Below are 23427 nucleotides of genomic sequence, written 5' to 3' on the forward strand. Positions count from 1 at the left end.
GAGGAGGGCTTCCGAATGGCCACCACCGACGACGACCGTCGGCCGAAGTACCAGCGGATCGCAGACTCCCTGCGCGAGGCGATCCAGTGGGGCGAATACGGTCCCGGTGATCGGCTTCCGGGAGAGAACGAGCTGATGGCCGCGCATGGCGTGGCCCGTATGACTGCCCGTCAGGCACTGGGCGTACTCAAGGATGAAGGCGTTGCCGAGGCCCGCAAGGGCGCCGGCGTTTTCGTCCGGTCCTTCCGACCGCTGAGGCGCCGGGGTATCCAGCGGCTTTCTGAGGAACAGTGGGGCAGCGGTCGATCCATCTGGGCGGCCGACACCGAGAACCGGACGCTCGAAGTGGACCAGGTGGCAGTGTCGGAGGAAGCCGCCCCGGAGGACATCGGGCGCGTGCTTGACCTTGCCGATGAGGAGACGGTGTGCGTCCGCCGGCGGCGGTACGTCCTGGACGGGAAGCCCGTGCTGCTGGCGACCAGTTACCTCCCCACATCAGTGGTGGGGGGTTCCGCCATCACGCACGAGGATCCAGGGGCAGGTGGGATTTATGCCCGCCTTGCCGAACTCGGCTACAAGCCCGTGCACTTCCGCGAAGAGATCCGCTCCCGCATGCCCGCGAAGGATGAAGCGTCGCAGTTGGGCATCTCCTCCGGTACGCCCGTCATCCTGATCTGCCGGACCGCATTCGCGGACGAAGGACGCCCGGTCGAGATCAACGAGATGACCTTGGACGCGGCCTCTTACATCCTGGAGTACGACTTCGACGCGTAGGCCGTCGCGGATCTTGTTACAGGTTTCTCTACCTCATCAAGCCGGCTGCGCTCCGCTCCGCCGGGCGCGCTTCCCGGCTCCGCTGCGGGCGACGCTCCTGCCTTCGGCCCGCTCCGCCCGCGCTGCGCCGACGCGCGCCCACGTGGCCAGAGCCGCGTCATGAGTCCGTCACCGTAGAGAGCGGCCACCGGTCACAGCCAGCCTCCGGCGGGGGCGCTCAGGCTCCGAGATGGCGGGGGCGCCGTTCGCGAGTGCCGGCGAGTCAGTGGCGTGCGCGGGGTGCTCCCATCCCGCCTGCCATCGACCCAGGCAGAGCCGAGCAGACGCGGCCCATGGCGTCCAGGTCGTTCGTACAGTGGCGCGCTCCACCTGGACGCCATGAACCACGCCCGCTCCACGGTGTGTGGGCCGACGGCAGACGGGATGGGAGCCGGGGTGAGTGGTGGACCGGGGTGGGCGCGGAGCGTCTGTCGACGTTCGGCCGTGACCTCCCGTCCTTGTGTCTCCAGGCCGCCGGTGGCAGGGTCCTGGCGCAGGCAAACCGGCCCATCCCTGGGAGAGGGACGCACGATGACTTATGGCTACATCGCCTCGATGAAAACCCAGCCCGGTTCCCGGGACGAAGTCGTCTCCATTTTGCTGAGTGGGGTGGAGGGTCTCCGCGAGGCGGGATGCCACCTCTACGTTGTCAGCGTGTCCGACGACGATGACGTGACGATCTGGGTGACCGAGGTCTGGGAGAGCAAGGAACATCACGATGCTTCGCTAGAGCTGCCGGAGACAAAGGCTGCCATCGGGAAGGCCATGCCGATGCTGACGGGAGAGTTCACCAGGCAGGAGTTGTCTGTTATGGGCGGGCTGGGACTTCAGCCGTTGTCAAGAGGTCGCTCGATCGCTGACACCAGCGGCTGACACCAACAGCCGCGAACGTAGCCGGATTCCGGCGTACTCCAGCGGCCGGCGTCGAGCCGCTTTCCCAGCGAAGTGCAGGGTGCGGAAGGCGGCGTGATCGACCTGATAAGGATGAGGCTAGATCTCAAAGCCCGTGCCAGCGTGAGTGTTGTGATCGGCCGATGGATGGCACCCCGTTAGGACGTGGGCGAGCGTCTGATGACCAGCACGGCCACGTCATCGAGGTGGTCCACCGCGACCGCGGTGTCGAGGATGCGGTCGGCGATCTCCTCGGCGTTGAGCCCGTTGTGGACGGCCTGGGCGGCCAGTGTTCCGGCTTCCTCCAGTCCGGCGTCCAGCGGGAGACCCGGTCCTTCGACCACGCCGTCGGTGACCATGACCAGCGCGGTGTCCTCGTCCAGGGTGAAGGTCTCCTCGGGGTAGTCGGTGCCGGGCACGATTCCCAGGACCGGCCCGCCGGGCAGCTCACGGACCTCGTGGCTGCCGTCCCTGTGCGCGCACAGCAGCGGCACATGGCCGGCGCTGGTGCCCGTGACCCGTCCGTCGCGCGAGTCGACATGCAGGATGGTGCAGCTGGCGAATCGTTCGGGGGCCATCGTCACGAGCAACTCGTTGGTACGCGTCAGCACGGTTCCCGGATCCGGTTCTTGGGCGGCGATCGCGCGCATGGACAAGCGAACCTGTCCCATGAAAGCGGCGGCGTCCACGTCGTGTCCTTGAACGTCGCCGATCTCCAATGCGATAGCGCCGTCGGGCACCAGGAAGGCGTCGTACCAGTCTCCGCCGATATCCAGCCCGTCGCGGCTGGGTCGGTATCGGGCGGCGACCTCCAGGCCCGGGAGATGCTCGGGCAGCGTGGGGAGCATGGTCTGCTGCAGCGCCGAGGCCAGCTCGACTCGTACCTGCTGCAATCTGATGCGCCGCAGTGCCTGGCCTGCCAGGTCGGCCAGCGTGCCCATGAGGGTCCGCTCCTCCAGGGAGGGCCGGTATCCGGTGCCGTAGGTCACCAGCCACGCCCCGAGCGGTTGATTGCCGACCTCGCTGAGGGGGGTGATCGAGGAAGCGTGGTCGGCGCCGAGTCGGGCTAGGTGGGGAAATTCGGCCCCGTGTGGCCAGCGGCGGATGTAGTCCTTCCGGTCGGAGATGAATTGCGGCCGGCCGGTGCGGATCGCCTCGGGCAGCGGGGTGGGATGCTTCAGCGGCATGCCGTGGAAGGCCTCGGCCTCCCACATGGTTATCCCGGCATCGGTGAAGACGCGCAGGCGGCCTTCGTCGACGAGTGCGATCAGTGCGCCGGTGGCGCCGAAGGTCGCGGCGAGCCGGGTCAGAACGACCTGCACAAGCTCCTGCTCGGTGGCTGCGGTGATCAAGGCGGAGGAGAAGTCAGCGGTGTCCTTGGCGCGCTGCCGCTCGGCAGCCAGTGCGACCTGCGCCTTCTTCTTGCGCTTCTCCCGCTCGGTGTCGTCGCGGACCACCCCGAAGATCCGTTCGGGGCCCTCATAGCCCAGCTGCATGCGACGGGTCCGAACGGCCAAGTGATGCCAGCCGTCGGGCGGGGCAAGGTACCGCAACTTCACCCAGGGGGACTGGGCGGGGGCCGAGCGCAGGAGCTGCCGGAAGGCCTGCCGGTCGTCGGGGTGCACTGCCGAGATCACTCGGGAAACCGGCACAGTGGGATCCGGGAAACGCGGGTCCAGGGCGGGTGGGCCACCGAGCCACTCCATCTGGTCCCCCTGGGGTGAATACATCCACAGGCCGAGATCGGCGGCCTCGGTGGCCAGCCGGAACGGGATCAGCAGGCTGGCCAGGTCGTTTCGCGCATCCAGGGAGTGCACCCATACAAGCTGCTCGTCACCGGCGGGATCCTTCAGTTGCCGCGCCTCGAGCAAACAGGCAACGGGTACTCCGCTTCGCCCGGGAAATTCCAGCACTCGCATCGCGACCGTCTTCGTCCCGGCGGCGCAGACCACAAGCCTCTCGGCCGACACCTGCTGGCTTGCGGGCCACAGATCACCGAAGCTATGTCCCAGGCACTGTTCTGCCGGCTTCCCCAGTGCCGTGGCCATCGCGGCGTTGAGACCGCTGATGACACCGTCCAGAGTCAGCAGAGCCGACGGGCCAGCCCTTCGAAGAAGTTCGTCCGAGGCACCCATCTGCGGCTCCCTAGCGCGTACCAGAACAGCCTCTCCATTGATATTTCCGTATTGTCATGCTATGCCTCGGTAGCCGAGGCTTCGATGAACGAGCCTGGCCACTGCTGCTACATACCCCGAGTGCGGACAGGGCAGTGACGTGCCCTGCGCGTGCCCGATCAGGCAGTGAGGAGCGGGGAATCACAGGGCACCGCGGTAGTGCGGCCGCTCCTCCGCAGGTCAGCGACTTCGCAGCTCAGCGGACATCCGCATACGATGTCTTCCAAACTAGGGCTCAGTGCGATACTGCCCAGGCCAGACGAACCTTCAGCCGAGCTTGACCCTCTCCATCAAATCGATCACGTAGTGAACCACATCGTCTGGAACCTCGGTGACTGCAAAGGCTCGGCGCGGTGTACCGGTTGCGTCGTCGAACCAAGCCGTGTAGAGCACTACCGGAGTATCGATGCCAAGTTGATCCAACTCTTCCAGGAGGGTGATCCCAGCCTGAGGATCTCCCGTGCGCCCGATGTCGCTCAAGATGATGTCGTACGAGTGGCGACGGAGATCCACGAGAGCCCCATCCGTCGACAGCGCAGTATCTACCTCCATGCCAGTGGCGCGGAAAAGTTCGATTAGCGCAGTGTTGTACTCCGGGTGATCATCAACCCAAAGGATCTTCCCGCCATCCAGGATGTCAGCTGCATGCTCCAAGCGCCGCAGCGCGCCACGCCGTGTACTAGCCGGAACGGTCACGTTGGTCACGGCTGCGGCTTGATCCAACAAGGCTCGGGCTTCCTCGGCGAACTCGACACTTCCTGCAGGTGTCGAGAGGCTCTTGATGCGTGGGATCAGATCGGCGATGTGACTCCGGTACCGCAACACGACAAACAACATGACAGCAGGCCAGACTAAGGCTTTGATGTAGTTCAAGATCAGATTGGCGGTTTCCACGCTGTCATCATTGCTTCCGGAGCCGTTGCAGTACAGCACGGAGGTACAGCAACCGTGGCAATCACAGGTGACCGGCAGGAGCCGTTAGCATCCCCTTGACCAGGGCGGAAGGCGTCAGCGACCTATGTGCCTTTAGTTCGCATCGCGGGAGCTGAACGCCGGCGAACCCCCGACGGCCCCGGTACATCCGGGGCCGTCTGTGGGCCGTCCGGGGCCAACCAACGTCGACCAACAACGACAGAGAACGACAGCCGGATCCCAGGTCAGGGACCCGTCAGGCTCCAGCGACCGAGGCCAGATAGGCGGCTGTCTTCTCCGGCTCATAGAAGAAGTTCTCGAAGTCGGAGGGGTCGTTGAAGCCGTTGGCGAAGCGGTCGGCGACCGGCTGGAGCTGGCCGGCCGCGCCGATGAGGTTGAGGATGTGCTCCGGCGGCGGCGCCAGCATCGCGTTCGTCCACTTGGTGACGTGCTGGGCCGTGTTCCAGTAGCGGTCGAACGTCTCCTGCATCCAGGTCTCGTCGAACTCCTTCTCGCCGTGTTCGAGAATCGAGGCGAGGTAGGAGGCGGCGCACTTGGCGGCCGAGTTGGAGCCCTGGCCGGTGATCGGGTCGTTGGCGACGACGACGTCCGCGACGCCCAGCACCAGGCCGCCGCCGGGGAGGCGGCCGATCGGGTTACGGACGGTGGGGGCGTAGCGGCCGGCCAGCGTGCCGCCCGCGTCGGTCAGTTCGGCCTTGGTGGCCCGCGCGTGTTCCCAGGGCGTGTACCGCTCCATGAGTTCCAGGGTCAGGGAGAGGTGCTCCGAGGGGTCCTTGACGCCGTTGAAGACGTCCAGCGGGCCGCCGGGTATGCCCTCCCAGAACAGGATGTCGGCCGGCCCCGAGGTGGTGAGGGTCGGCATGACGAAGAGCTCGCCGACGCCGGGGACCAGGTTGCAGCGGACCGCGTGGTGGTCCGGGTGCTCCGGGCGGGGGCCCAGGCCGTGGACGTAGGCGACGGCCAGGGCGCGCTGCGGCTCGGTGTAGGGGGAGCGGGAGGCGTCGCGGCCGAACATGGACACCAGCTCGCCCTTGCCCGCCGAGACCATCACCAGGTCGTACGTGCGGGCGAAGTAGTCGAGGTCGCCGACGGCCGCGCCGTGGATGACCAGCTGGCCGCCGCGCTGCGCGAACGTCTCCATCCAGCCGGCCATCTTCACCCGCTGGTCGACCGACTGCGCGTACCCGTCGAGATTGCCCACCCAGTCGATCGCACGGGCCGCGGGGCCCTCGGCCCAGGAGCCGGGGGCGGCGACCGAGACGCCGAGTCCTTCGATCTTCGGGGCCTGGGACTCCCAGAAGTTCAGCTGGAGATCGCGCTCGTGCTGCAGTGCCGTGTCGAACATGCACTGCGTCGACATGACCCGGCCGGAGCGGATCTCGTCCGCGGTCCGGTTCGACATCAGGGTGACCTCGTAGCCGTTGGACTGGAGGCCGAGGGCGAGCTGGAGACCGGACTGGCCGGCCCCCACGACGAGTATCTTCCGCATACCGGGACTGTTCTCCTACTCGGGGGTTTCGTCCAAAGCGTGGGCGACGAGGGACAGGAGGGTCTCGATGGCCGAGACCCTGCGCCGCGCATCCATGATCATTACAGGTATGTGCGCGGGGATCGTCAACGCCTCTCGCACGTCTTCGGGTTCGAAGTGCTCGCTGCCGTCGAAGTGGTTGACCGCCACGACGTACGGCAGCCCGCAGCTCTCGAAGTAGTCCAGCGCGGGGAAGCAGTCCTTGAGCCGCCTGGTGTCCGCGAGGACGACCGCGCCGATCGCACCGCGCACCAGGTCGTCCCACATGAACCAGAACCGCTGCTGGCCCGGTGTACCGAACAGGTAGAGCACCAGGTCGTCGTCGAGCGTGATGCGGCCGAAGTCCATGGCCACGGTGGTGGTGAGCTTGCCGGGCGTGGCGGTGAGGTCGTCGGTCTCCTCGCTCGCCTCGGTCATCAACGCCTCCGTCTGCAGGGGCGTGATCTCCGAGACGGCGGTGACCAGCGTGGTCTTGCCGACGCCGAAACCGCCCGCCACGACTATCTTCGTCGCGATGGGGGCCCGGCTGCGGTCCGTCTGCCAGGACCGCAGATGCTCCTGCTCTTCGTCAACAGCGAGGAGCGGGGCGACGCCGGTGGCGTCAGAGACGGCGTAGTCCACTCAGCACCCTTTCCAGCAGAGCGCGGTCCGGGCGGCCGACGCCGTGTCCGGTACCGGTTCCGTACACACGGATCTTTCCCTGGTCCGCGAGGTCGCTGAGCAGGACCCGGACCACACCGAGCGGCATCTTCAGCAGCGCGGCGATCTCGGCCACCGTGCGCATACGGCGGCAGAGTTCGACGATGGCCCGCATCTCCGGCATCACCCGGGTGTTGAGGGAACCATTCGTCAGTTCCTTGCGCTCCTCCGGGGCCTCCAGGGCCGCCACGAAGGTCTCCACGAGGAGGACATGGCCGAAGCGGGTACGGCCGCCGGTGAGCGAGTAAGGGCGGACGCGGGCGGGTTTGCGGGCGCCGCCGCGCACCGGGAGGTTCTGCCTGCTGTTCTTCGGCGCGCTGCTCATCGGCCGCTCCTCGTCGGGTCTTCCTCCAGGGATTTCCTCAACTCGCTGCGGAGTTCGGGGGTCAGGACGTGTCCGGCGCGGCCGACGAAGAGTGCCATGTGATAGGCCACCACGCTCATGTCGCACTCCGCGCTGCCGTGCACACCGAGCAGCGAACCGTCGCTGATCGACATCACGAACAGGCTGCCCTCGTCCATCGCGACCATCGTGTGCTTGACCGGGCCGAAGTCCATCAGCCGGGCGGCGCCGAGGGTGAGGCTGCCGATGCCGGAGACGATGGTGGCGAGGTCGGCGGAGGAGCCGCGCGGGCCCCGGCGTTTCTCGGTCCTGGCCTCGCGGGCCGCCTCGTTGTAGCCGGAGTCGGAGGACAGCAGGAGCAGTCCGTCGGAGGAGACCACGGCGACCGACTGGATGCCTGGCACCTCCTCGACGAGGTTGCTCAGCAGCCAGTGCAGGTTGCGAGCCTCACTGCTCAGTCCGAAGGTACTGGGCGCGGTCAACTGCTTGCCTCCTCGACTGTGCCCCCCGTGGCTTCTTCGGATACGGCTGTTCCTGATCCGGCCCGTGCGGTGCTGGGCACCTGGTTCTGGCCGGTCTGTTCGGCGATCTCCGCCTCCACGTCGCGCCGTCCTGCGTCGGCTCCGCGGCGGAAGCCGCCGAGCCTGCGCCGGAGGGCCTCGGCGTCGACGCCTGAGCCGCGCTGGCGGGGCGGCGGAGCGGGTGTGGTGATCTTGGGGGTGCGTTTGGGGAGACCCTTGCTGGTGACCGGGTCCTCGGCGTCGGCGAGGGCGTCGCCGCCGTCGCCGGGTGCGGGCAGGGGGCGGGAGTGCTCCTCGGTTTCGCCGAAGTCGTTCCCACCCGCACCGGCCGTGCGGGTATCGAGCTCAGGTGCGGGTGGCCCCAGTGGGGCGTACCCGGCATCGGCGGCCGCGGGCTGCGGTCGGGGCCAGTCGTCGTCCTCGGCCCGCTGTCGTCGGGACCTGATCTCGCCGTCGGCAGGGTGCGTCCGCCTCTCGCGCACACCGGGCCGCGCCTGCTCCTCGGCCGTGGCGGCTCGCGGCCGCTCCTCCGCGGGAACGGCTCGCGGCCGCTCCCCCGTCGGCTCGGCCTCCGGGGCCAGCTCCGGGAGCAGCAGGGCCATCGTCGTCTCGGCGAACGTCTCCGGCGGGGCTTTCGGGCGGTACGTCGGCTCGGGAACCGCAGCCTTCGGCGGGGCCGCCTGCTCGTGCACGGCGTCCTCGTGGGCCGGCCGTACCGGCAGGGCCTCCTCGTCGGCGCGCCGTACGGCCACGGCCTCCGCGTCGGCCCCGGCCGTGACCGCCCCGTGCTCGTCGGCCTCCCGTACGGCCTTCTCCGCCAGCGTCACCAGCGGGTCGCCGGACGCCGAGCGGCCGTACAGGACGTTGGAGTTGACCTCCGCGGCCGCGCCGGGGAGGGAGTAGGCGTGGGCGCCGCCGGGAGCCGTCGCGGCCGGCGGGACCGAGGCCGCGGGGGCCGCGGCCAGCAGGGACTGCGGGAGGACGACGACCGCCGCCACCCCGCCCTGCTTCTGCTCGCGCAGCTGGACCCGGACACCGTGCCGGTGGGCCAGCCGGGCCACGACGTAGAGGCCGAGACCGAGGCCGCCCTCGCCCTCCTGGTCGTACGGCGACTCGGGGTCGAACTCGGCGAGGCGGCCGTTGAGGCGAGCCAGGCGGTCGGCGGTCATGCCGATGCCCTCGTCCTGGACGGAGAGCATGACCTCGCCGCTCTCCAGCAGCCAGCCGGAGATCTCGACGGGCAGGTCGGGCGGGGAGGACGCGGTGGCGTTCTCCATGAGTTCGGCGAGGAGGTGGCTGAGGTCGTCGGCGGCGAAACCGGCCACGTGCGCGTGCGGGGGTAGGGCCGCGATACGGACGCGCTCGTAGCGCTCGATCTCGCTGACGGCCGCCCGGACCACGTCGACCAGTGGGATCGGGCCGGCGTGCTGCTGGACGTGCTCGGTGCCGGCCAGCACGAGGAGGTTCTCGCTGTGGCGGCGCATGACCGTGGCGAAGTGGTCGAGCTTGAAGAGGGTCGACAGGCGGTCGGGGTCCTGCTCGCGCTCCTCCAGGCCCTCGATCACCGCCAGCTGGCGTTCCACCAGGCCCAGGGTGCGCAGCGCCAGGTTGACGAAGGTGCCGCCGATGCTGGTGCGCAGCCGCTCCAGCTGGACGGCGGAGTCGGTCAGCTCGGCGCGCAGCTCCTCGCGGGCGTCGGCCATCTTCTGGCGCTGGCCGACCAGGTGCTTGCGGTCGGTCTCCAGGGTGGCGATGCGGTCGTAGAGCTCGACGGCGTGCGCGTGCAGGGCGTTGACCGAGCGGACGACCTGCGCGAACTCGTCGTTGCGGCCGGTGAAGGTGACCGGCTCCTGGGTCCGCGGGTCCTCGGCCTCGGCGAGGCGCGCCGAGCCCCGGCGGAGCACCGAGAGGGGGCGGGTCAGGCTGCGGGCCATGGCCGTGGCGACACCGACCGCGACCAGCATCAGGGCGCCGAGCACCGCGACACGGATCTCCAGCGCGGTGACGTCGTCGTCGCGGAGCTGCGCGAGGTCCTTGGTGCGGTGGTCGTAGAGCGCGGACTCCACGCCCCGCATCAGCTCGACCCGGGCCGACAGGGCCGCGTCCAGCTTCTTGACGCTGGTGCCCAGGTCGTCGTCGGAGAGGGTCGGCTGGTCGGTGAGGGCGGCCAGGTACTTGTCGGCGTCGTTGACGTCGTTGCCGGTGACCGTGGAGTCGTAGGACTCGACCGCCGCCTTGGGCGCGCCGTCCCGGAAGTCGGCGACGGCCGCGTCCGCGCGCAGCCGGGCCTGCTGGGCGGCGGCGGTGAGCGCGTCACGCTGCTTCTTGTCGGCGGTGGAGGTGGTGGTGCTGGTGACGGGCAGACCGGTGATCGGGCTGATCGTGGTCTGGGTGGTGCTGGGGATGTTCAGCGCGGCCAGCAGCAGGCCGCGGGCGGCGGCGGACTGCTGGACGGCGGAGTCCAGCTCGGCGAGCGCGTAGGCGCCGGAGCCGGCCCTGGGGGGCATCTGCTCGGCCAGTTCCTCGGCGAGCCGGTGGAGCTCGGTGATGGTCTGCGAGTAGGCCTCGTGCGCTTCGAGGGCCGTGCTCTTGCCGGTGAGCGCGGACCGGCGGACGGCCGCGATGCCGTCCAGGTCGGTGCGCAGCCAGCCGGGGGCGTCGGTGTCCGCGCGCAGGTCCTCGACCTGGCGGTCGACACGGGCGCTGCGGTCCTCCGAGGGCGCCTTGGACTTGGGGCGGCCCGCCGCGATGTAGGAGGTGACCTCGTCCCGCTCGTCGGCGAGCGAGCCGGCCAGCGCCAGCGCGTCCTGGGTGCGGCCCGCGAGGGTCACCAGATCCTGGGAGTCGCTCAGCTGCCCGGAGGCGGTGAGCAGGGCGGGCGCTCCCGCTCCGGCGATCGCGGCGGCCACCACAGCCACGGCCACGATCAGCCGGGTCCGGACATGCTTGGCGCGGCCGGTGCCGACGGGAGCGGCGGCGCCCGTTTCGGAGGCCGTCTTCTTGTCTGTGCGCCGAGGCCGCGTCTTCTGCACCGGTGCTCGCATTCCTGAACTCGTGTACCCAAGGGGTTGGGTGGCACCCCGTCATGATCTCCGGCATTCGGTGCCAAGTGGTGCACGCACCCGATGCGTGCACCGATATGTCGGTCCCCGACCCTCCCAGCGCCGGTGGGCGGTGGTCTCGCATCACCTGACCCGCCACCCGAAGGAGTGAACATCGGAGGGGAGTTGGCGGGCAAGTTCCCACGGACCGCGCAGGGCCCTTTTCCGGCGGGCCGGTTGGACGCGGACGGCGGGCTTTGACAGGATTCGCCACCACGCCTTCCCGGAGTGCGCCATTCCACCCCAAAACAGGCGGCTGACCTGCGAGACAGCGTGAATTCCCAGGCGGTTGCCAGCCTTTGGCGAAGATCGTGAAGACGTCGTGCAGACTGGCCGAATGCGTACTGAAGTCGTTTCGGAAGCCGGTACCCCCGACCGCCCCAACGAGGACTTCGCCGTTGTCGGACTTCCCGCCTCGGGGCAGGGGGGTTGTGCGATCGTCCTGGACGGGGTCACCCCGCCCGAGGACGGCACCGGGTGTCTGCATTCCGTCCCCTGGTTCACCGCGCGGCTGGGCGGCGCCCTGACCGAACTGACCGTTTCCGCACCAGATCTGACGCTGCCGGAAATCCTGGCGCGGGCGATCCGGCGCACAGCGGACGCACACTCCGGCACCTGTGACCTTTCTCACCCGCGCACTCCCCAGGCCACGGTCGTTCTGACCCGCTGGTCCGACGACACCGTGGAGTACCTCGTCCTGTCCGACTCCGCACTGCTCCTGCAGTCCCCCGACGGCACGGTCACCGCGGTCCTGGACGACCGGCTCGACCGGATCCCCCGCGACCGGCTGGCGTCGGACGCGATCGCCGACGCCACCGTCCGCAACAAGGAGGGCGGCTTCTTCACCGCCGCCGCCGATCCGTCGGTCGCCGCCCGCGCGGTCACCGGGAGCGTGCCCCGGCACCGGGTGCGCGCCCTCGCCGCTCTCACGGACGGGGCGACCCGCTGGACGGAGAAGTTCCGCGAGGGCGACTGGACCGCCCTCTTCGACGTCGTACGCAAAGAGGGCGCGCGGGCGCTGGTGGACCGGGTGCGCGAGCTGGAGGCGGCCGACCGGGAGGAGCGGGCGTTCCTGCGGCGGAGCAAGACGCACGACGACGCGACGGTGGTGTACGCCGAGCTGTAGCGGCCACTTCGAGCGGTAGTGGCTACTTCTCCATGACGCCGTTCAACTGGTTCAGCAGGCGGGCGAGTTCCGCGACCTCCTGGCGGGGCCAGTGGGCGAGCTGGCGGACGTACCGGCCCCGGCGCGCCTCACGGACCCTGCCCACCCGGCGCCGGCCCTCCTCGGTGAGGGCGATCAGCCAGGCCCGTCCGTCGGCCGGGTCGGGCTCGCGGGCGACCAGGCCGAGCTCCTCCAGGGCGCGCAGCTGGCGGGACATGGTGGCCTTGCCGACGCCGATGTAGGCGGCCAGTTCGGTGGCGCGCCGGCCGCCGCACTCGTCGAGCCGGACGAGCAGGCCGTAAGCGGCGGACTCCAGGTCGGGGTGGACCTCCCGGGCCATCTCGCCCTGGCTGGCCCGGGCGCGCCGCAACAGCACCGTCAACTCGCGTTCCAGAGCCAGGAACTCCTGGTCCGCGCCGTTCGGCGTCAACCCGGTGGCGGCGGGCTGTTCAGAGCCCTTTTCGTCCTCGTGCACGTCACTACCCCTGATCGGTTTCACAGTCCTGAAAGTTTCCGTCAAACTCCGTCGTCGCCCGGCTCGCCAAGTATTTCGCAGGCCTGGACCGACGGCTGCCTCCGGATGCCCTTCCCCGGCGTCCGCCGCGTGCGCGGTCTCCGTGCAATCGATGGCATGTGCACGTCGGCGATGGTCGTGCCGTGTGACCCCGCGTCGTGTCGCGCCTGTCACAGCGGCCGCCTCTGGCATATGTGGGTCCCCCACCTCACCCCACGGAGGCATGTCATGCCGGTACACAGACCCACCCCCACGCTCCTGACCGCGATGGTCGCGCTGCTGCTCACGGCCGCTCCCCTGGCCCCGGCCCACGCCGACGGGGCCACCCCCGCCCGCGGCTCGGCCTACATGGGCATGGGCGTCCTGGCCCACGACGGCCAGAGCGGCACGCCCAAGTCCGCCGACGCCAACCAGACCGAGGGCGTCGACGTCGCCAGCTACCAGGGCGACGTCGCCTGGTCGACCCTGCTCGGCAGCGGGGTCAGATGGGCGTACACGAAGGCGACGGAAGGCACGTCCTACACGAACCCCTACTTCACCCAGCAGTACAACGGCCCCTACGACCTCGGCATGGTCCGCGGCGCCTACCACTTCGCGACCCCGGACACCACGGGCGGCGCGGCCCAGGCCGACTACTTCGTCGACCACGGCGGCGGCTGGTCGAAGGACGGCCAGACCCTGCCCGGGGTCCTCGACATCGAGTGGAACCCGTACGGCTCCGCGTGCTACGGCAAGTCCGCGAGCGGGATGGTCGGCTGGATCACCGACTTCCTGAAGCGGTACAAGGCGCGGACGGGCCGGAACGCCGTCATCTACACGGCCACCAGCTGGTGGAACGACTGCACCGGCAACTACGGCGGTTTCGGGTCCGTCAACCCGCTGTGGGTGGCCCGGTACGCCTCGGAGGTCGGAACACTGCCGGCCGGCTGGTCGAAGTACACGATGTGGCAGTACACGTCGACCGGACCGACGGTCGGTGACCACGACAAGTTCAACGGGGCCCTCGACAAGGTCGTCGAGTTCGCCAACGGCTGACCGGCGGCGGACCGGCCGACAGGCCGGCGGTCGTCTTCGTCGGCGGCCGGCCGGCATTCGCCATCGCCGGCCAGCCGACGGGAAGGCTTTGCCGACTGTCGTTTGGCCGGTGGGCTTTCGTCTTCACCGAAGGCCGACCGGCCTGCGGTCGTCTTGTCGTCCGCCGACCGGCTGGCGGCCGTCTCCATCACGGCCGGCCGGCCGGTGGTCGTCTTCGTCGCGGTCACCAGCCCGCGGTCGTCTTCGTCGGTGGCCGGTCCTGCCGTGCAGGGCGGAGGCCCGGGTCTCCTCGCGGGGACCCGGGCCTCCTGTCATCCGGCAGCGTCCGTCACGCCGCTGCCGGAACCTCCGGCGCCGCGCCGTTCGTGGCGGGCGCGAGCGCCAGCTCCAGGACCTGGCGGACGTCGGTCACGGCGTGGACGTCGAGCTTGTCCAGCACCTCGGCCGGGACGTCGTCCAGGTCGGCCTCGTTGCGCTTCGGGATGATGACGGTCGTCACCCCGGCGCGCTGGGCGGCGAGCAGCTTCTGCTTCACACCGCCGATCGGCAGGACACGGCCGGTCAGCGAGACCTCGCCGGTCATCGCCACGTCCGTGCGGACCAGCCGGCCGGAGAGCAGCGACGCGAGGGCCGTCGTCATCGTGACGCCGGCGCTCGGGCCGTCCTTCGGGACCGCACCCGCCGGGAAGTGGATGTGGACACCGCGGTCCTTCAGGTCGCCGACCGGGAGTTCCAGTTCGGCGCCGTGGGAGCGCAGGAAGGAGAGCGCGATCTGCGCCGACTCCTTCATCACGTCACCCAGCTGACCGGTGAGGGTCAGACCCGCCGCGCCCGTCTCCGGGTCGGCGAGGGACGCCTCGACGAAGAGCACGTCGCCGCCCGCTCCGGTGACCGCGAGGCCCGTCGCCACGCCCGGCACCGACGTGCGGCGCTCGGCCGGGTCCTGGGCGGACTCGGGCACGTGGTGCGGCCGGCCGATCAGAGCGCGCAGGTCCTCGTCCCTGATCGTGAACGGCAGCTCCCGCTGACCGAGTTCGTGCTGGGCCGCGACCTTGCGCAGCAGCCTGGCGATCGACCGCTCCAGGGTGCGGACGCCCGCCTCACGCGTGTACTCGCCGGCGAGCTTGCGCAGCGCGCTCTCGTCGAGGACGACCTCGCCCTTGTCGATGCCGGCCCGCTCCAGCTGGCGCGGGAGCAGGTGGTCACGGGCGATGACGACCTTCTCGTCCTCGGTGTAGCCGTCGAGGCGGACGAGCTCCATACGGTCGAGCAGGGCTTCCGGGATGGCTTCGAGCACGTTGGCCGTGGCGAGGAACACCACGTCGCTCAGGTCGAGTTCGACCTCCAGGTAGTGGTCGCGGAAGGTGTGGTTCTGCGCCGGGTCAAGGACTTCGAGGAGGGCCGCGGCCGGGTCGCCCCGGTAGTCGGAGCCCACCTTGTCGATCTCGTCGAGCAGGACGACCGGGTTCATCGAACCGGCTTCCTTGATGGCCCGGACGATCCGGCCGGGCAGCGCACCCACGTACGTACGCCGGTGACCGCGGATCTCCGCCTCGTCCCGCACACCGCCGAGGGCGACCCGGACGAACTTCCGGCCCATCGCGTGGGCGACCGACTCGCCGAGCGAGGTCTTGCCGACACCGGGCGGGCCGACCAGGGCCAGCACGGCACCGCCGCGCCGCCCGCCGATGACCCCGAGCCCCCGGTCGCTACGGCGCTTGCGCACCGCCAGGTACTCGGTGATCCGCTCCTTCACGTCCTCCAGGCCGGCGTGCTCGGCGTCCAGGACCGCCTTGGCGCCCTGGATGTCGTACTGGTCCTCGGTCCGCTCGTTCCACGGCAGTTCGAGGACGGTGTCCAGCCAGGTGCGGATCCACGAGCCCTCCGGGGACTGGTCGCTGGACCGCTCCAGCTTCTCGACCTCCTTGAGGGCGGCCTCGCGGACCTTCTCGGGCAGGTCGGCGGCCTCGACGCGGGCGCGGTAGTCGTCGGACTCCTCGCCGTCCTTCTCGCCGTTCAGCTCGCGCAGTTCCTTGCGGACGGCTTCGAGCTGGCGGCGGAGCAGGAACTCGCGCTGCTGCTTGTCGACGCCCTCCTGGACGTCCTTGGCGATGGTCTCGGCGACGTCCTGCTCGGCAAGGTGGTCGCGCAGCTGCTGGGTGGCCAGCTTGAGCCGGGCGACCGCGTCGACGGTCTCCAGCAGTTCGATCTTCTGCTCGGTGGTCAGGAAGGGCGAGTAGCCGGAGTTGTCGGCGAGCTGGGACACGTCGTCGATGGCCTGCACCCGGTCCACGACCTGCCAGGCGCCGCGCTTGCGCAGCCAGGCGGTGGCGAGGGCCTTGTACTCCGTGACAAGTTCGGTGACATGACCGGGCACCGGGTCCGGGACGTTCTCGTCGATACGGGTGCCCTCCACCCACAGGGCGGCACCCGGGCCGGTCGTACCGGCGCCGATGCGCACCCGGTAGCGGCCGCGGATCAGCGCGCCCGGGTCGCCGTCGGCGAGGCGGCCGACCTGCTCCACGGTGCCGAGCACACCGGTGCTCGGGTAGGTCCCGTCGACCCGCGGCACCAGCAGCACCTTGGGCTTGCCGGGCTCGGTACGGGCGGCGGCCTGCGCAGCCTCCACGGCGGCGCGTACATCAGCGTCCTTCAGGTCCAGCGGGACCACCATCCCGGGCAGCACGACCTCGCCGTCGAGAGGCAGCACAGGGAGGGTGAGTGATGCGGACGTCGAAGCCATGATCTCCCCTTCGGCAGTCAACTTGAGCTATGCCGACTCAATGCTTGGGGGTCGAGAAATGTTCCCATGCATATGTTCGCCCTGAGCGATCGAGTGGTGACCTGGCCGAACACGGTCCCGCGCCCGGAAAAACAGTTGATCCGCGCGGGCGCATTCCCCATACGGTCGGCCGGTGACCGACACAGAGCTCGCGGCGACCCTGCTCGCCGCCTACGACGCCCAGATGCGCGCCGTCCAGCCCGTCCCGGCGTCCGGGGTCGGCTACGAGCACGACGGCCCCCTGCTCCGGGTCGTCGGCCAGCACCGCGGCTTCGTGACCGGCCCGCACGACTGGGGCGGCCTGTGCGACGCCGAACTGGACGCGGTGATCGCCCGGCAGCGGGACTTCTTCGCGGCGCGCGGGGAGGCGGTGGATTGTGAGCTGTGGGCAGTTCAGCTTGCGCCCGTCCGAGAGAGCTGCGGTGATCTTCACGCCCCGATCAATGCCGATGACCCCGCCCGTGCCAGGTGCGTCGACCGGGCCGGGGATGACCGCAAACGCGATGTGCCACTGGCCGTGCTTCAGCCTGACGCGGACCCTCTTCGCCGAGGGGAGTTCGGCGCGGGTCAGGCGGAACTTCACCCAGCCGCAGCCAGGTACCTTCACCTGAGCCCAGCGCCGGTTGAGTCACTGCACCACCACGGATCGGCCCATAACCTGTTTGCCCGTCTTCGCGTTCACCCTCGGCGAGCCATCGTCGCTGAACTCTGCGACGCGGTCGGTGCCGATGACACGGAAGCCCTCGTGACGGAATTTCCTGCGCCAGGGTCGGCTCGCCGAACCCGGAGGTGAACTTGGCGTTCTCGGCCCCGGCGAAGTCCTTCAGGGCCTGCTGCTGCACGTCCGCGTTCCCAGCGCCGAGCCACTCGTTGTCCCGCCTGGCCTGAGTGAGCTGACGGCACTGCTCGGCGAAACCGGGTGCGGACGTGCGGCCCGGCTTCCAGTGCGTGTGCTGCTCAACGGCGAGGTTCCACACGTACCGGGCGTGCGCGCAATGCAGCAGCATCTGCTGCTCCTGCTCACCCGTGGGGTACATCCGGAACCGTGCCATGCCGCGAACCCAACCACCGTGTTCCCACCCGCGCACGCAATCGATCGACATCACCCTAGTGAGTGACTGGACAGCCCCGCCGAAGCGGCAACCCGCTGCCGATGCCTCAGCTTTCCTCGCCCAGACCGGGAAGGGCCGGGCATCCCTCCAAGCACGACGATTCGCACCCAGCAGCCGGTCCCCGGCCACTGCCATGACTTCGCTAGGGCATCGCTACATCACCGCAACGCGACTCACAGGTAGCTCCCCCAAACTGCCAGCGGATTCACAGCGCACAGCGCCATGTGCCGGGGACTCGGGGGGACTTGTGGACGGGAAGCCAGCGCGCGGGCCCGGGCGGCGTGCCGTGATCACCGACGCCGCGGTCGTCGCGGCCGGGGCCGCCGTCCCGTTGGCCGCAGGGGCCGTGGACGACGGCGGTGCCGCGCCCGTCGCCGGACGCACCGCCACGGCCGCACCGGTCGCGAGCCGTCCCCCGGCCTCGCCGCTCCCCCGCACCGACCCCCGGCCGAACATCCTCTTCGTGCTCACCGACGACCAGCCCAAGGAGACGGACTGGGCGATCCGCCGTACCGCCGACTGGCTGGGCGGGCAGGGCGTGACCTTCGCGCGGGCGCACGCCAACACCCCGCTCTGCGCGCCCTCCCGGGCCTCGATCATGTCGGGGCGGTACGCGCACAACCACGGCGTCCTCGACACCCGCCACCCCTACCACCTGGACCAGCACACCACCGTCCAGCGCCGGCTGCACGAGGCCGGCTACCGCACCGGTCTGTTCGGCAAGTACCTCAACTACTGGCACACCGGCGACAACCTGCCCCACTTCGACGAGTGGCTGCTGCAGGAGCCCGTGGCGTACTACGACGGCCACTACAACGACAACGGCACGGTCCGGAACATCCCCGGCTACAACACCACCGTCATCAGGGACCGCGCCCTCGCCTTCATCGACAGGTCGCGCACCGACACCCGGCCCTGGTTCGCGTACGTCGCCACCCGCAGCGCGCACGAACTCAACATCCCGGAGCGCAGGTACCGGCACACGCGCGTGCCGGAGTGGCCCGGCCGGCCGGCCGTGTACGAGGGCGACAAGAGCGACAAACCCCCGTTCCTGCGCGCGGCGAAGCACACGTACGAGCGGGGCGAGGCGCTGCGCACCCGGCAGTTGCGCACCCTGCTCTCGGTGGACGACGCGATGCGCGACTTCCACGACGAGCTGCGCGCCCTGGGCCAGCTGGAGAACACGCTGGTGGTGTACACGAGCGACCACGGGCTGTGCTGGGCGGACCACGGCTGGCTGCGCAAGTCGGTGCCGTACCGGCCCAGCCTCGAGGTGCCGTTCTGGCTGTCCTGGCCGGCCCGGGGGCTGGGCGAGGGCACGGTCGACGACCGGCTCACCGGCCATGTGGACATCGCCCCGACGTTCCTGGACGCGGCCGGCCTCACCCCGGACACCCCGCACGACGGCCACTCGCTGCTCGACCCCCGCTACGACCGCGACCGCCTGCTCGCCGAGTGGTGGTGGAACCGGCAGGACCAGGAACCGATCCACACCTGGGCCACCCTCATCGGCAGGTCCACGCAGTACACCGAGTACTACCGCACCCGCCTCGACCGGCCGGCAGGGCCGCCCCACGCAGGGCGACGGCGAGGTCCTCTTCCGTGAGCTCTACGACCTGGCCGCCGACCCGTACCAGCTCACCAACCGCCTGCACGGCGCGACGCGGGAGCGGGAGCAGGCCCTGGGGGTGCCGGAGTCGGCGAAGAGGCTGGCGGCGGCGCGGCGCGCCTGAACGGTCAGGCTGCCGGGACGGGGGCGGCCGGGCTCTGCTCCCGGTACCAGCGTCGTACGAGCGGCCAGAGCGCCGTCCCGATGCCCAGCGAGATCAGATGGCCCCAGTTGGTCATCGGGTCCTCGAAGGCGATGAGGTCCTCGATGAGGTCGTAGCCGACCAGCGCGAGCAGGGGCCAGCGCAGCCAGGGGGGCAGGATGCCGGAGAGGGCGCCGATGCTGGCGGCGACGCCGAAGCTGATGCCGTAGTCGAGGCGGTGCAGGGAGGTGTCGGGGAGGTGGCCGACCAGGACCGCGAGGCCGACCGGGACCTCGGTGGCGAGGGTGGCCAGCACATGCCCCGTCAGGAAGACGAGGATCGCGCGGGCACCCCCTATCCGCCGTTCCAGCGCGGTCAGGACCAGCACGAAGGCGAGGGCGTACGGCGACAGGAGCCCGCCCGCGATCCACAGCGCGCTGGCCAGCAGGACGAGGACGGGGGTGCGCAGCAGGTGCGCCACGTCGGTGCTGGAGTCCTGGTAGAGGGCGTACATGAGGCCGCTGCCGGCGTAGCTCGCGAAGATCGAGGTGAGGGCCAGGATCGCCGTGTACGTGAAGGTCACCGGTGTGCCGGTGGGGGTGGGGAGCAAGCGCCAGGGGCGCAACCGGAGGACGGGGAGCAGATGCCGGGGGCCCAGGCGGAGGTCCGGGGCCGCCGTCCGCGGCAAGGGGGCGGTGACCGGGCCTCGCTGGCGGGGCACGCCGTCGAGGAGGGCGGCGACCTGGATGGCCGGGAGGGGCCCGGGCGACGTGGCCGCAAGGGGCTCGGGCGTGGGCGTCGATGCGGCCCTCGCGGTCCGTTCCACGGTGAGGCGCTCCTTCCGTTTCACCCCACCCTTCGCCGTCTCACGAGCCGCTGTCTATGACCGACACCACGCGGGGGCCGATTCACAGGATTTTCCGAAGAACCGCGGACGGACAAGAGGAACCATATGAGCCCCATCCGGCCGGCGGCGGGCGCGGAACGCCGGGCGGCCCCTCGAACGAGTGACACGCGTGCGGCTGTCCGACACCCGTAATTCGCATGGCGGCAAAGCCCTGTTGGGGGCAGGATGGCGGACATGACCACCCCGGCCTCCGCGTACGACAGTCATCCCGTGGTCCTGGACCGGCGCGAAGGGCCGTACGGCGAGGTGGTCCTGCGCAGACACGGGGAACTCCTGCAGATCATCGCCAACGGCTGCTTCCTGATGGACACCTCCGACGGGCGTTCGGAGCGGTTGCTCGTGGACGCGGCCGCCACCCACCCGGCCCTGGACGGGCGGACGGAGCCGGCGGTGCTGATCGGCGGGCTCGGCGTCGGGTTCTCGCTCGCGCACGCCGCGCGGGACCCGCACTGGGGGCGGATCACTGTCGTGGAGCGGGAGGCGGCGGTCGTCGCCTGGCATCGCGACGGACCGCTTTCCGCGGTTTCCGCACACGCGTTCGCAGATCCGCGTACGGTGATCATCGAGGACGACCTCGTGATGTACGTCAATGAGACTTGCGACACGTTCGACGCGCTGTGCCTGGACATCGACAACGGGCCCGGCTGGACCGTCGACGAGGACAACGCGGGTCTGTACTCGGCGGCCGGACTCGCAGGTTGCGCAAGGGTGTTGAGGCCGGGCGGGGTACTCGCCGTATGGTCGGCGCAACCCTCTGCGGAATTCGAAGAAACCTTGCGGAATGCCGGGTTCACGCAGGTGCGTACCGAAGAGGTGCCGGTTGCCCGGGGCGTTCCGGACGTCGTTCACCTTGCCGTCGGCCCTGGATAGCGAGTGCGCCTCCTGTCCCCGTAGGGTGCATCCCTGACGCGGATCATTCAAGCGTCAATCGCAGTCATGGGATCACCCCACTGATTCCGGAAAGCACACAGGGGCGGGCGATGGAGCAGACACACACCTCCCACAACGGCGCGGCGACGGCGACTCCGGGCGCCCAGCGCCGCGTTCTGGTCGTCGAGGACGACCCCACGATCGTCGACGCCATCGCGGCCCGCCTGCGCGCCGAGGGGTTCCTCGTGCAAACAGCGGGTGACGGCCCGGCCGCCGTCGACACCGCCGAGGCCTGGCAGCCCGACCTGCTGATCCTCGACATCATGCTGCCCGGCTTCGACGGTCTGGAGGTCTGCCGTCGTGTGCAGGCCGCCCGGCCGGTGCCGGTGCTGATGCTCACCGCGCGCGACGACGAGACCGACATGCTGGTCGGCCTCGGGGTCGGCGCCGACGACTACATGACCAAGCCGTTCTCCATGCGGGAGCTGGCGGCACGCGTGCACGTACTGCTGCGGCGGGTGGAGCGGGCGGCCATCGCGGCCTCCACGCCCCGCTCCGGCATCCTGCGCCTGGGCGAACTGGAGATCGACCACGCACAGCGCCGGGTGCGGGTGCGCAGCGAGGACGTGCACCTCACCCCGACCGAGTTCGACCTGCTGGTCTGCCTCGCCAACACGCCGCGCGCGGTGCTCTCCCGTGAGCAGCTGCTCGCCGAGGTGTGGGACTGGGCGGACGCCTCCGGCACCCGCACGGTCGACAGCCACATCAAGGCGCTGCGTCGGAAGATCGGCGCCGAGCGGATCCGCACCGTGCACGGTGTGGGCTACGCGCTGGAGACCCCGACGCCATGAGCGCCGGGCCGGCCGGACCGAGAGGCCCCGGGGGCTCCGGGGGTCCCGGGAGCCCTGGCGAGGAGCCCTGGGGCGGGGTACGCCCGTTCTCCATCAAGACCAAGCTGGGCGCGCTCGTCGTCGTCTCGGTGCTGATCACGACGGGTCTGTCGATGATCGCGGTGCACACCAAGACGGAGCTGCGCTTCATCACGGTCTTCTCGATGATCGCCACACTGCTGATAACGCAGTTCGTGGCGCATTCGCTCACCGCACCGCTGGACGACATGAACCTGGTGGCCCGGTCGATCTCGCAGGGCGACTACACGCGCCGCGTGCGCGAGAACCGCCGGGACGAGCTGGGCGACCTGGCCGAGACGATCAACGTCATGGCCGACGAGCTGGAGGCCCAGGACCGCCAGCGCAAGGAACTGGTCGCGAACGTCTCGCACGAACTGCGCACGCCCATCGCGGGCCTGCGGGCCGTCCTGGAGAACGTGGTCGACGGGATCGCCGAGCCCGACACCGAGACGATGCGCACGGCCCTGAAACAGACGGAACGCCTCGGCCGCCTCGTGGAGACCCTGCTGGACCTCTCCCGCCTCGACAACGGGGTCGTACCCCTGCGTCAGCGCCGTTTCGAGGTGTGGCCGTACCTCTCGGGCGTGCTGAAGGAGGCCAACATGGTCGCCGGCGCACGCGGCCTCGCCTCGAACTCCGGCAGCCACACGCGTACGGACGTCCATCTGCACCTCGACGTCTCCCCGCCGGAGCTGACCGCGCACGCCGACCCGGAGCGCATCCACCAGGTCGTGTCGAACCTCATCGACAACGCGGTCAAGCACAGCCCGCCGCACGGCCGGGTGACCGTGAAGGCACGGCGCGGGCCGCTGCCGGAGTCGCTGGAGCTGGAGGTCCTGGACGAGGGCCCCGGCATTCCGCGCTCGGAGTGGCACCGCGTCTTCGAGCGCTTCAACCGAGGGACCGTACGACGGCCGCACGGGCCCGGCAGCGACGGCGGCACCGGACTCGGTCTGGCGATCGCCCGGTGGGCGGTGGATCTGCACGGCGGCCGGATCGGTGTGGCCGAATCCGACCGGGGCTGCAGGATTATCGTCACTCTCCCGGGGCTTTCATCCGTGCCAAGTTGACGTAAAGTTCGATCCGGAGCCTCAAGATCCACCTGTGGTCCGCACGGTCGTCGGCGCAGCCGGACACGTGTGATCAGGTCCGGCCTCCCCGCACTCCCCCACGCTCGGCTTCGCTCGCGCGGGGGGACCCCCACCGCCGGGGGCCGGTGCGAGGTGATCTCCGGCACGGCGGAGCCATGCCTGGTTCAGTCCATTCACAGCGGAACCACGCTTGTTTCCCGCCATTTCAAGCCCTGAAACACGGTTTCCGATGTGACTTACGCGACGATGAACCGGCCCGACCTGACCTTCACGGTCTTGGAGGCGT

19 protein-coding genes and 1 pseudogene are annotated in these 23427 nt (G+C 70.0%); 9 read left to right on the forward strand and 11 right to left on the reverse strand.

Going from position 1 to position 23427, the window contains the following annotated elements:
* Positions 1-15: 15 nt before the first annotated feature.
* Complete coding sequence (locus EDD90_RS19055) at positions 16-774, forward strand: GntR family transcriptional regulator (RefSeq protein ID WP_123974177.1); 759 nt, start codon at positions 16-18, stop codon at positions 772-774.
* 570 nt (positions 775-1344) lie between these two features.
* Positions 1345-1686 carry a putative quinol monooxygenase gene (locus tag EDD90_RS19060; RefSeq protein ID WP_123974178.1) on the forward strand — a complete coding sequence of 114 codons (342 nt, stop codon included), beginning with the start codon at positions 1345-1347 and terminating at the stop codon, positions 1684-1686.
* Positions 1687-1862: 176 nt separating this feature from the next.
* Here EDD90_RS19060 and EDD90_RS19065 read toward each other — a convergent pair whose 3' ends face one another.
* The 7 genes from EDD90_RS19065 to EDD90_RS19095 form a co-directional block, all read right to left on the reverse strand.
* On the reverse strand, positions 1863-3839 hold the full coding sequence (locus tag EDD90_RS19065) for a SpoIIE family protein phosphatase (protein WP_123974179.1): 1977 nt from the start codon (positions 3837-3839) through the stop codon (positions 1863-1865).
* Between the two features lie 306 nt (positions 3840-4145).
* Complete coding sequence (locus EDD90_RS19070; protein WP_123974180.1) at positions 4146-4811, reverse strand: response regulator; 666 nt, start codon at positions 4809-4811, stop codon at positions 4146-4148.
* A gap of 235 nt (positions 4812-5046) precedes the next feature.
* On the reverse strand, positions 5047-6300 hold the full coding sequence (locus EDD90_RS19075) for a styrene monooxygenase/indole monooxygenase family protein (RefSeq protein ID WP_123974181.1): 1254 nt from the start codon (positions 6298-6300) through the stop codon (positions 5047-5049).
* A 15-nt stretch (positions 6301-6315) separates the two neighbouring features.
* Positions 6316-6960, reverse strand: a complete 645-nt coding sequence (locus EDD90_RS19080; protein ID WP_185149150.1) for an ATP/GTP-binding protein — start codon at positions 6958-6960, stop codon at positions 6316-6318.
* Positions 6941-7363: a DUF742 domain-containing protein gene (locus tag EDD90_RS19085; protein ID WP_123974182.1), complete on the reverse strand. Its 423-nt coding sequence runs from the start codon at positions 7361-7363 to the stop codon at positions 6941-6943. The genes EDD90_RS19080 and EDD90_RS19085 overlap by 20 nt, the downstream gene beginning before the upstream one ends.
* Positions 7360-7863, reverse strand: coding sequence for a roadblock/LC7 domain-containing protein (locus EDD90_RS19090; protein ID WP_123974183.1), 504 nt, complete (start codon positions 7861-7863; stop codon positions 7360-7362). Before EDD90_RS19090 ends, EDD90_RS19085 begins: the two co-directional genes overlap by 4 nt.
* Entirely contained in the window at positions 7860-10934 is a 3075-nt protein-coding gene (locus EDD90_RS19095; protein ID WP_185149151.1) for a nitrate- and nitrite sensing domain-containing protein, read from the reverse strand. The genes EDD90_RS19090 and EDD90_RS19095 overlap by 4 nt, the downstream gene beginning before the upstream one ends.
* A 406-nt stretch (positions 10935-11340) precedes the next feature.
* Here EDD90_RS19095 and EDD90_RS19100 point away from each other — a divergent pair, with 406 nt between their 5' ends.
* The gene (locus EDD90_RS19100) at positions 11341-12129 is read left to right on the forward strand and encodes a protein phosphatase 2C domain-containing protein (protein WP_123974185.1); all 789 of its coding nucleotides are present in this window, start codon (positions 11341-11343) and stop codon (positions 12127-12129) included.
* A 22-nt stretch (positions 12130-12151) separates the two neighbouring features.
* Here the strand turns inward: EDD90_RS19100 and EDD90_RS19105 are convergent, their stop codons facing one another.
* Positions 12152-12643: a MarR family winged helix-turn-helix transcriptional regulator gene (locus EDD90_RS19105; protein ID WP_123974186.1), complete on the reverse strand. Its 492-nt coding sequence runs from the start codon at positions 12641-12643 to the stop codon at positions 12152-12154.
* A 267-nt stretch (positions 12644-12910) separates the two neighbouring features.
* Between EDD90_RS19105 and EDD90_RS19110 the strand changes: the two genes are divergently transcribed.
* Positions 12911-13717 (forward strand): lysozyme, encoded by an 807-nt coding sequence (locus tag EDD90_RS19110; RefSeq protein ID WP_123974187.1) that lies wholly within the window; start codon positions 12911-12913, stop codon positions 13715-13717.
* A 328-nt stretch (positions 13718-14045) separates the two neighbouring features.
* Here the strand turns inward: EDD90_RS19110 and lon are convergent, their stop codons facing one another.
* Positions 14046-16460 (reverse strand): endopeptidase La, encoded by a 2415-nt coding sequence (gene lon / locus EDD90_RS19115; RefSeq protein ID WP_123974188.1) that lies wholly within the window; start codon positions 16458-16460, stop codon positions 14046-14048.
* A gap of 172 nt (positions 16461-16632) precedes the next feature.
* Here lon and EDD90_RS57400 point away from each other — a divergent pair, with 172 nt between their 5' ends.
* A complete protein-coding gene (locus EDD90_RS57400; protein ID WP_260327933.1) occupies positions 16633-17292 on the forward strand; it encodes a hypothetical protein in 660 nt (219 codons plus the stop codon).
* Positions 17293-17488: 196 nt separating this feature from the next.
* Here EDD90_RS57400 and EDD90_RS59040 read toward each other — a convergent pair.
* Positions 17489-17746: pseudogene (locus tag EDD90_RS59040) on the reverse strand (hypothetical protein); the annotation flags it as partial.
* A 151-nt stretch (positions 17747-17897) separates the two neighbouring features.
* On the opposite strand from EDD90_RS59040, the gene EDD90_RS19130 reads away from it, so the two are divergent.
* Positions 17898-19217, forward strand: a complete 1320-nt coding sequence (locus EDD90_RS19130) for a sulfatase (RefSeq protein WP_260327934.1) — start codon at positions 17898-17900, stop codon at positions 19215-19217.
* Positions 19218-19348: 131 nt separating this feature from the next.
* On the opposite strand, the gene EDD90_RS19135 is transcribed toward EDD90_RS19130, so the two are convergent.
* Positions 19349-20188: a rhomboid-like protein gene (locus EDD90_RS19135; RefSeq protein ID WP_123974189.1), complete on the reverse strand. Its 840-nt coding sequence runs from the start codon at positions 20186-20188 to the stop codon at positions 19349-19351.
* 255 nt (positions 20189-20443) lie between these two features.
* Between EDD90_RS19135 and EDD90_RS19140 the strand changes: the two genes are divergently transcribed.
* The 3 genes from EDD90_RS19140 to EDD90_RS19150 all read left to right on the forward strand — a co-directional run bounded on the left by EDD90_RS19140 (position 20444) and on the right by EDD90_RS19150 (position 23120).
* Positions 20444-21139: a spermidine synthase gene (locus tag EDD90_RS19140; RefSeq protein WP_123974190.1), complete on the forward strand. Its 696-nt coding sequence runs from the start codon at positions 20444-20446 to the stop codon at positions 21137-21139.
* 110 nt (positions 21140-21249) lie between these two features.
* Complete coding sequence (locus tag EDD90_RS19145; protein ID WP_123974191.1) at positions 21250-21990, forward strand: response regulator transcription factor; 741 nt, start codon at positions 21250-21252, stop codon at positions 21988-21990.
* A complete protein-coding gene (locus EDD90_RS19150; RefSeq protein WP_123974192.1) occupies positions 21987-23120 on the forward strand; it encodes a HAMP domain-containing sensor histidine kinase in 1134 nt (377 codons plus the stop codon). Before EDD90_RS19145 ends, EDD90_RS19150 begins: the two co-directional genes overlap by 4 nt.
* The last annotated feature ends 307 nt before the right edge of the window (positions 23121-23427 follow it).

Source organism: Streptomyces sp. Ag109_O5-1, from assembly GCF_003814875.1.
GTDB lineage: Bacteria > Actinomycetota > Actinomycetes > Streptomycetales > Streptomycetaceae > Streptomyces > Streptomyces sasae.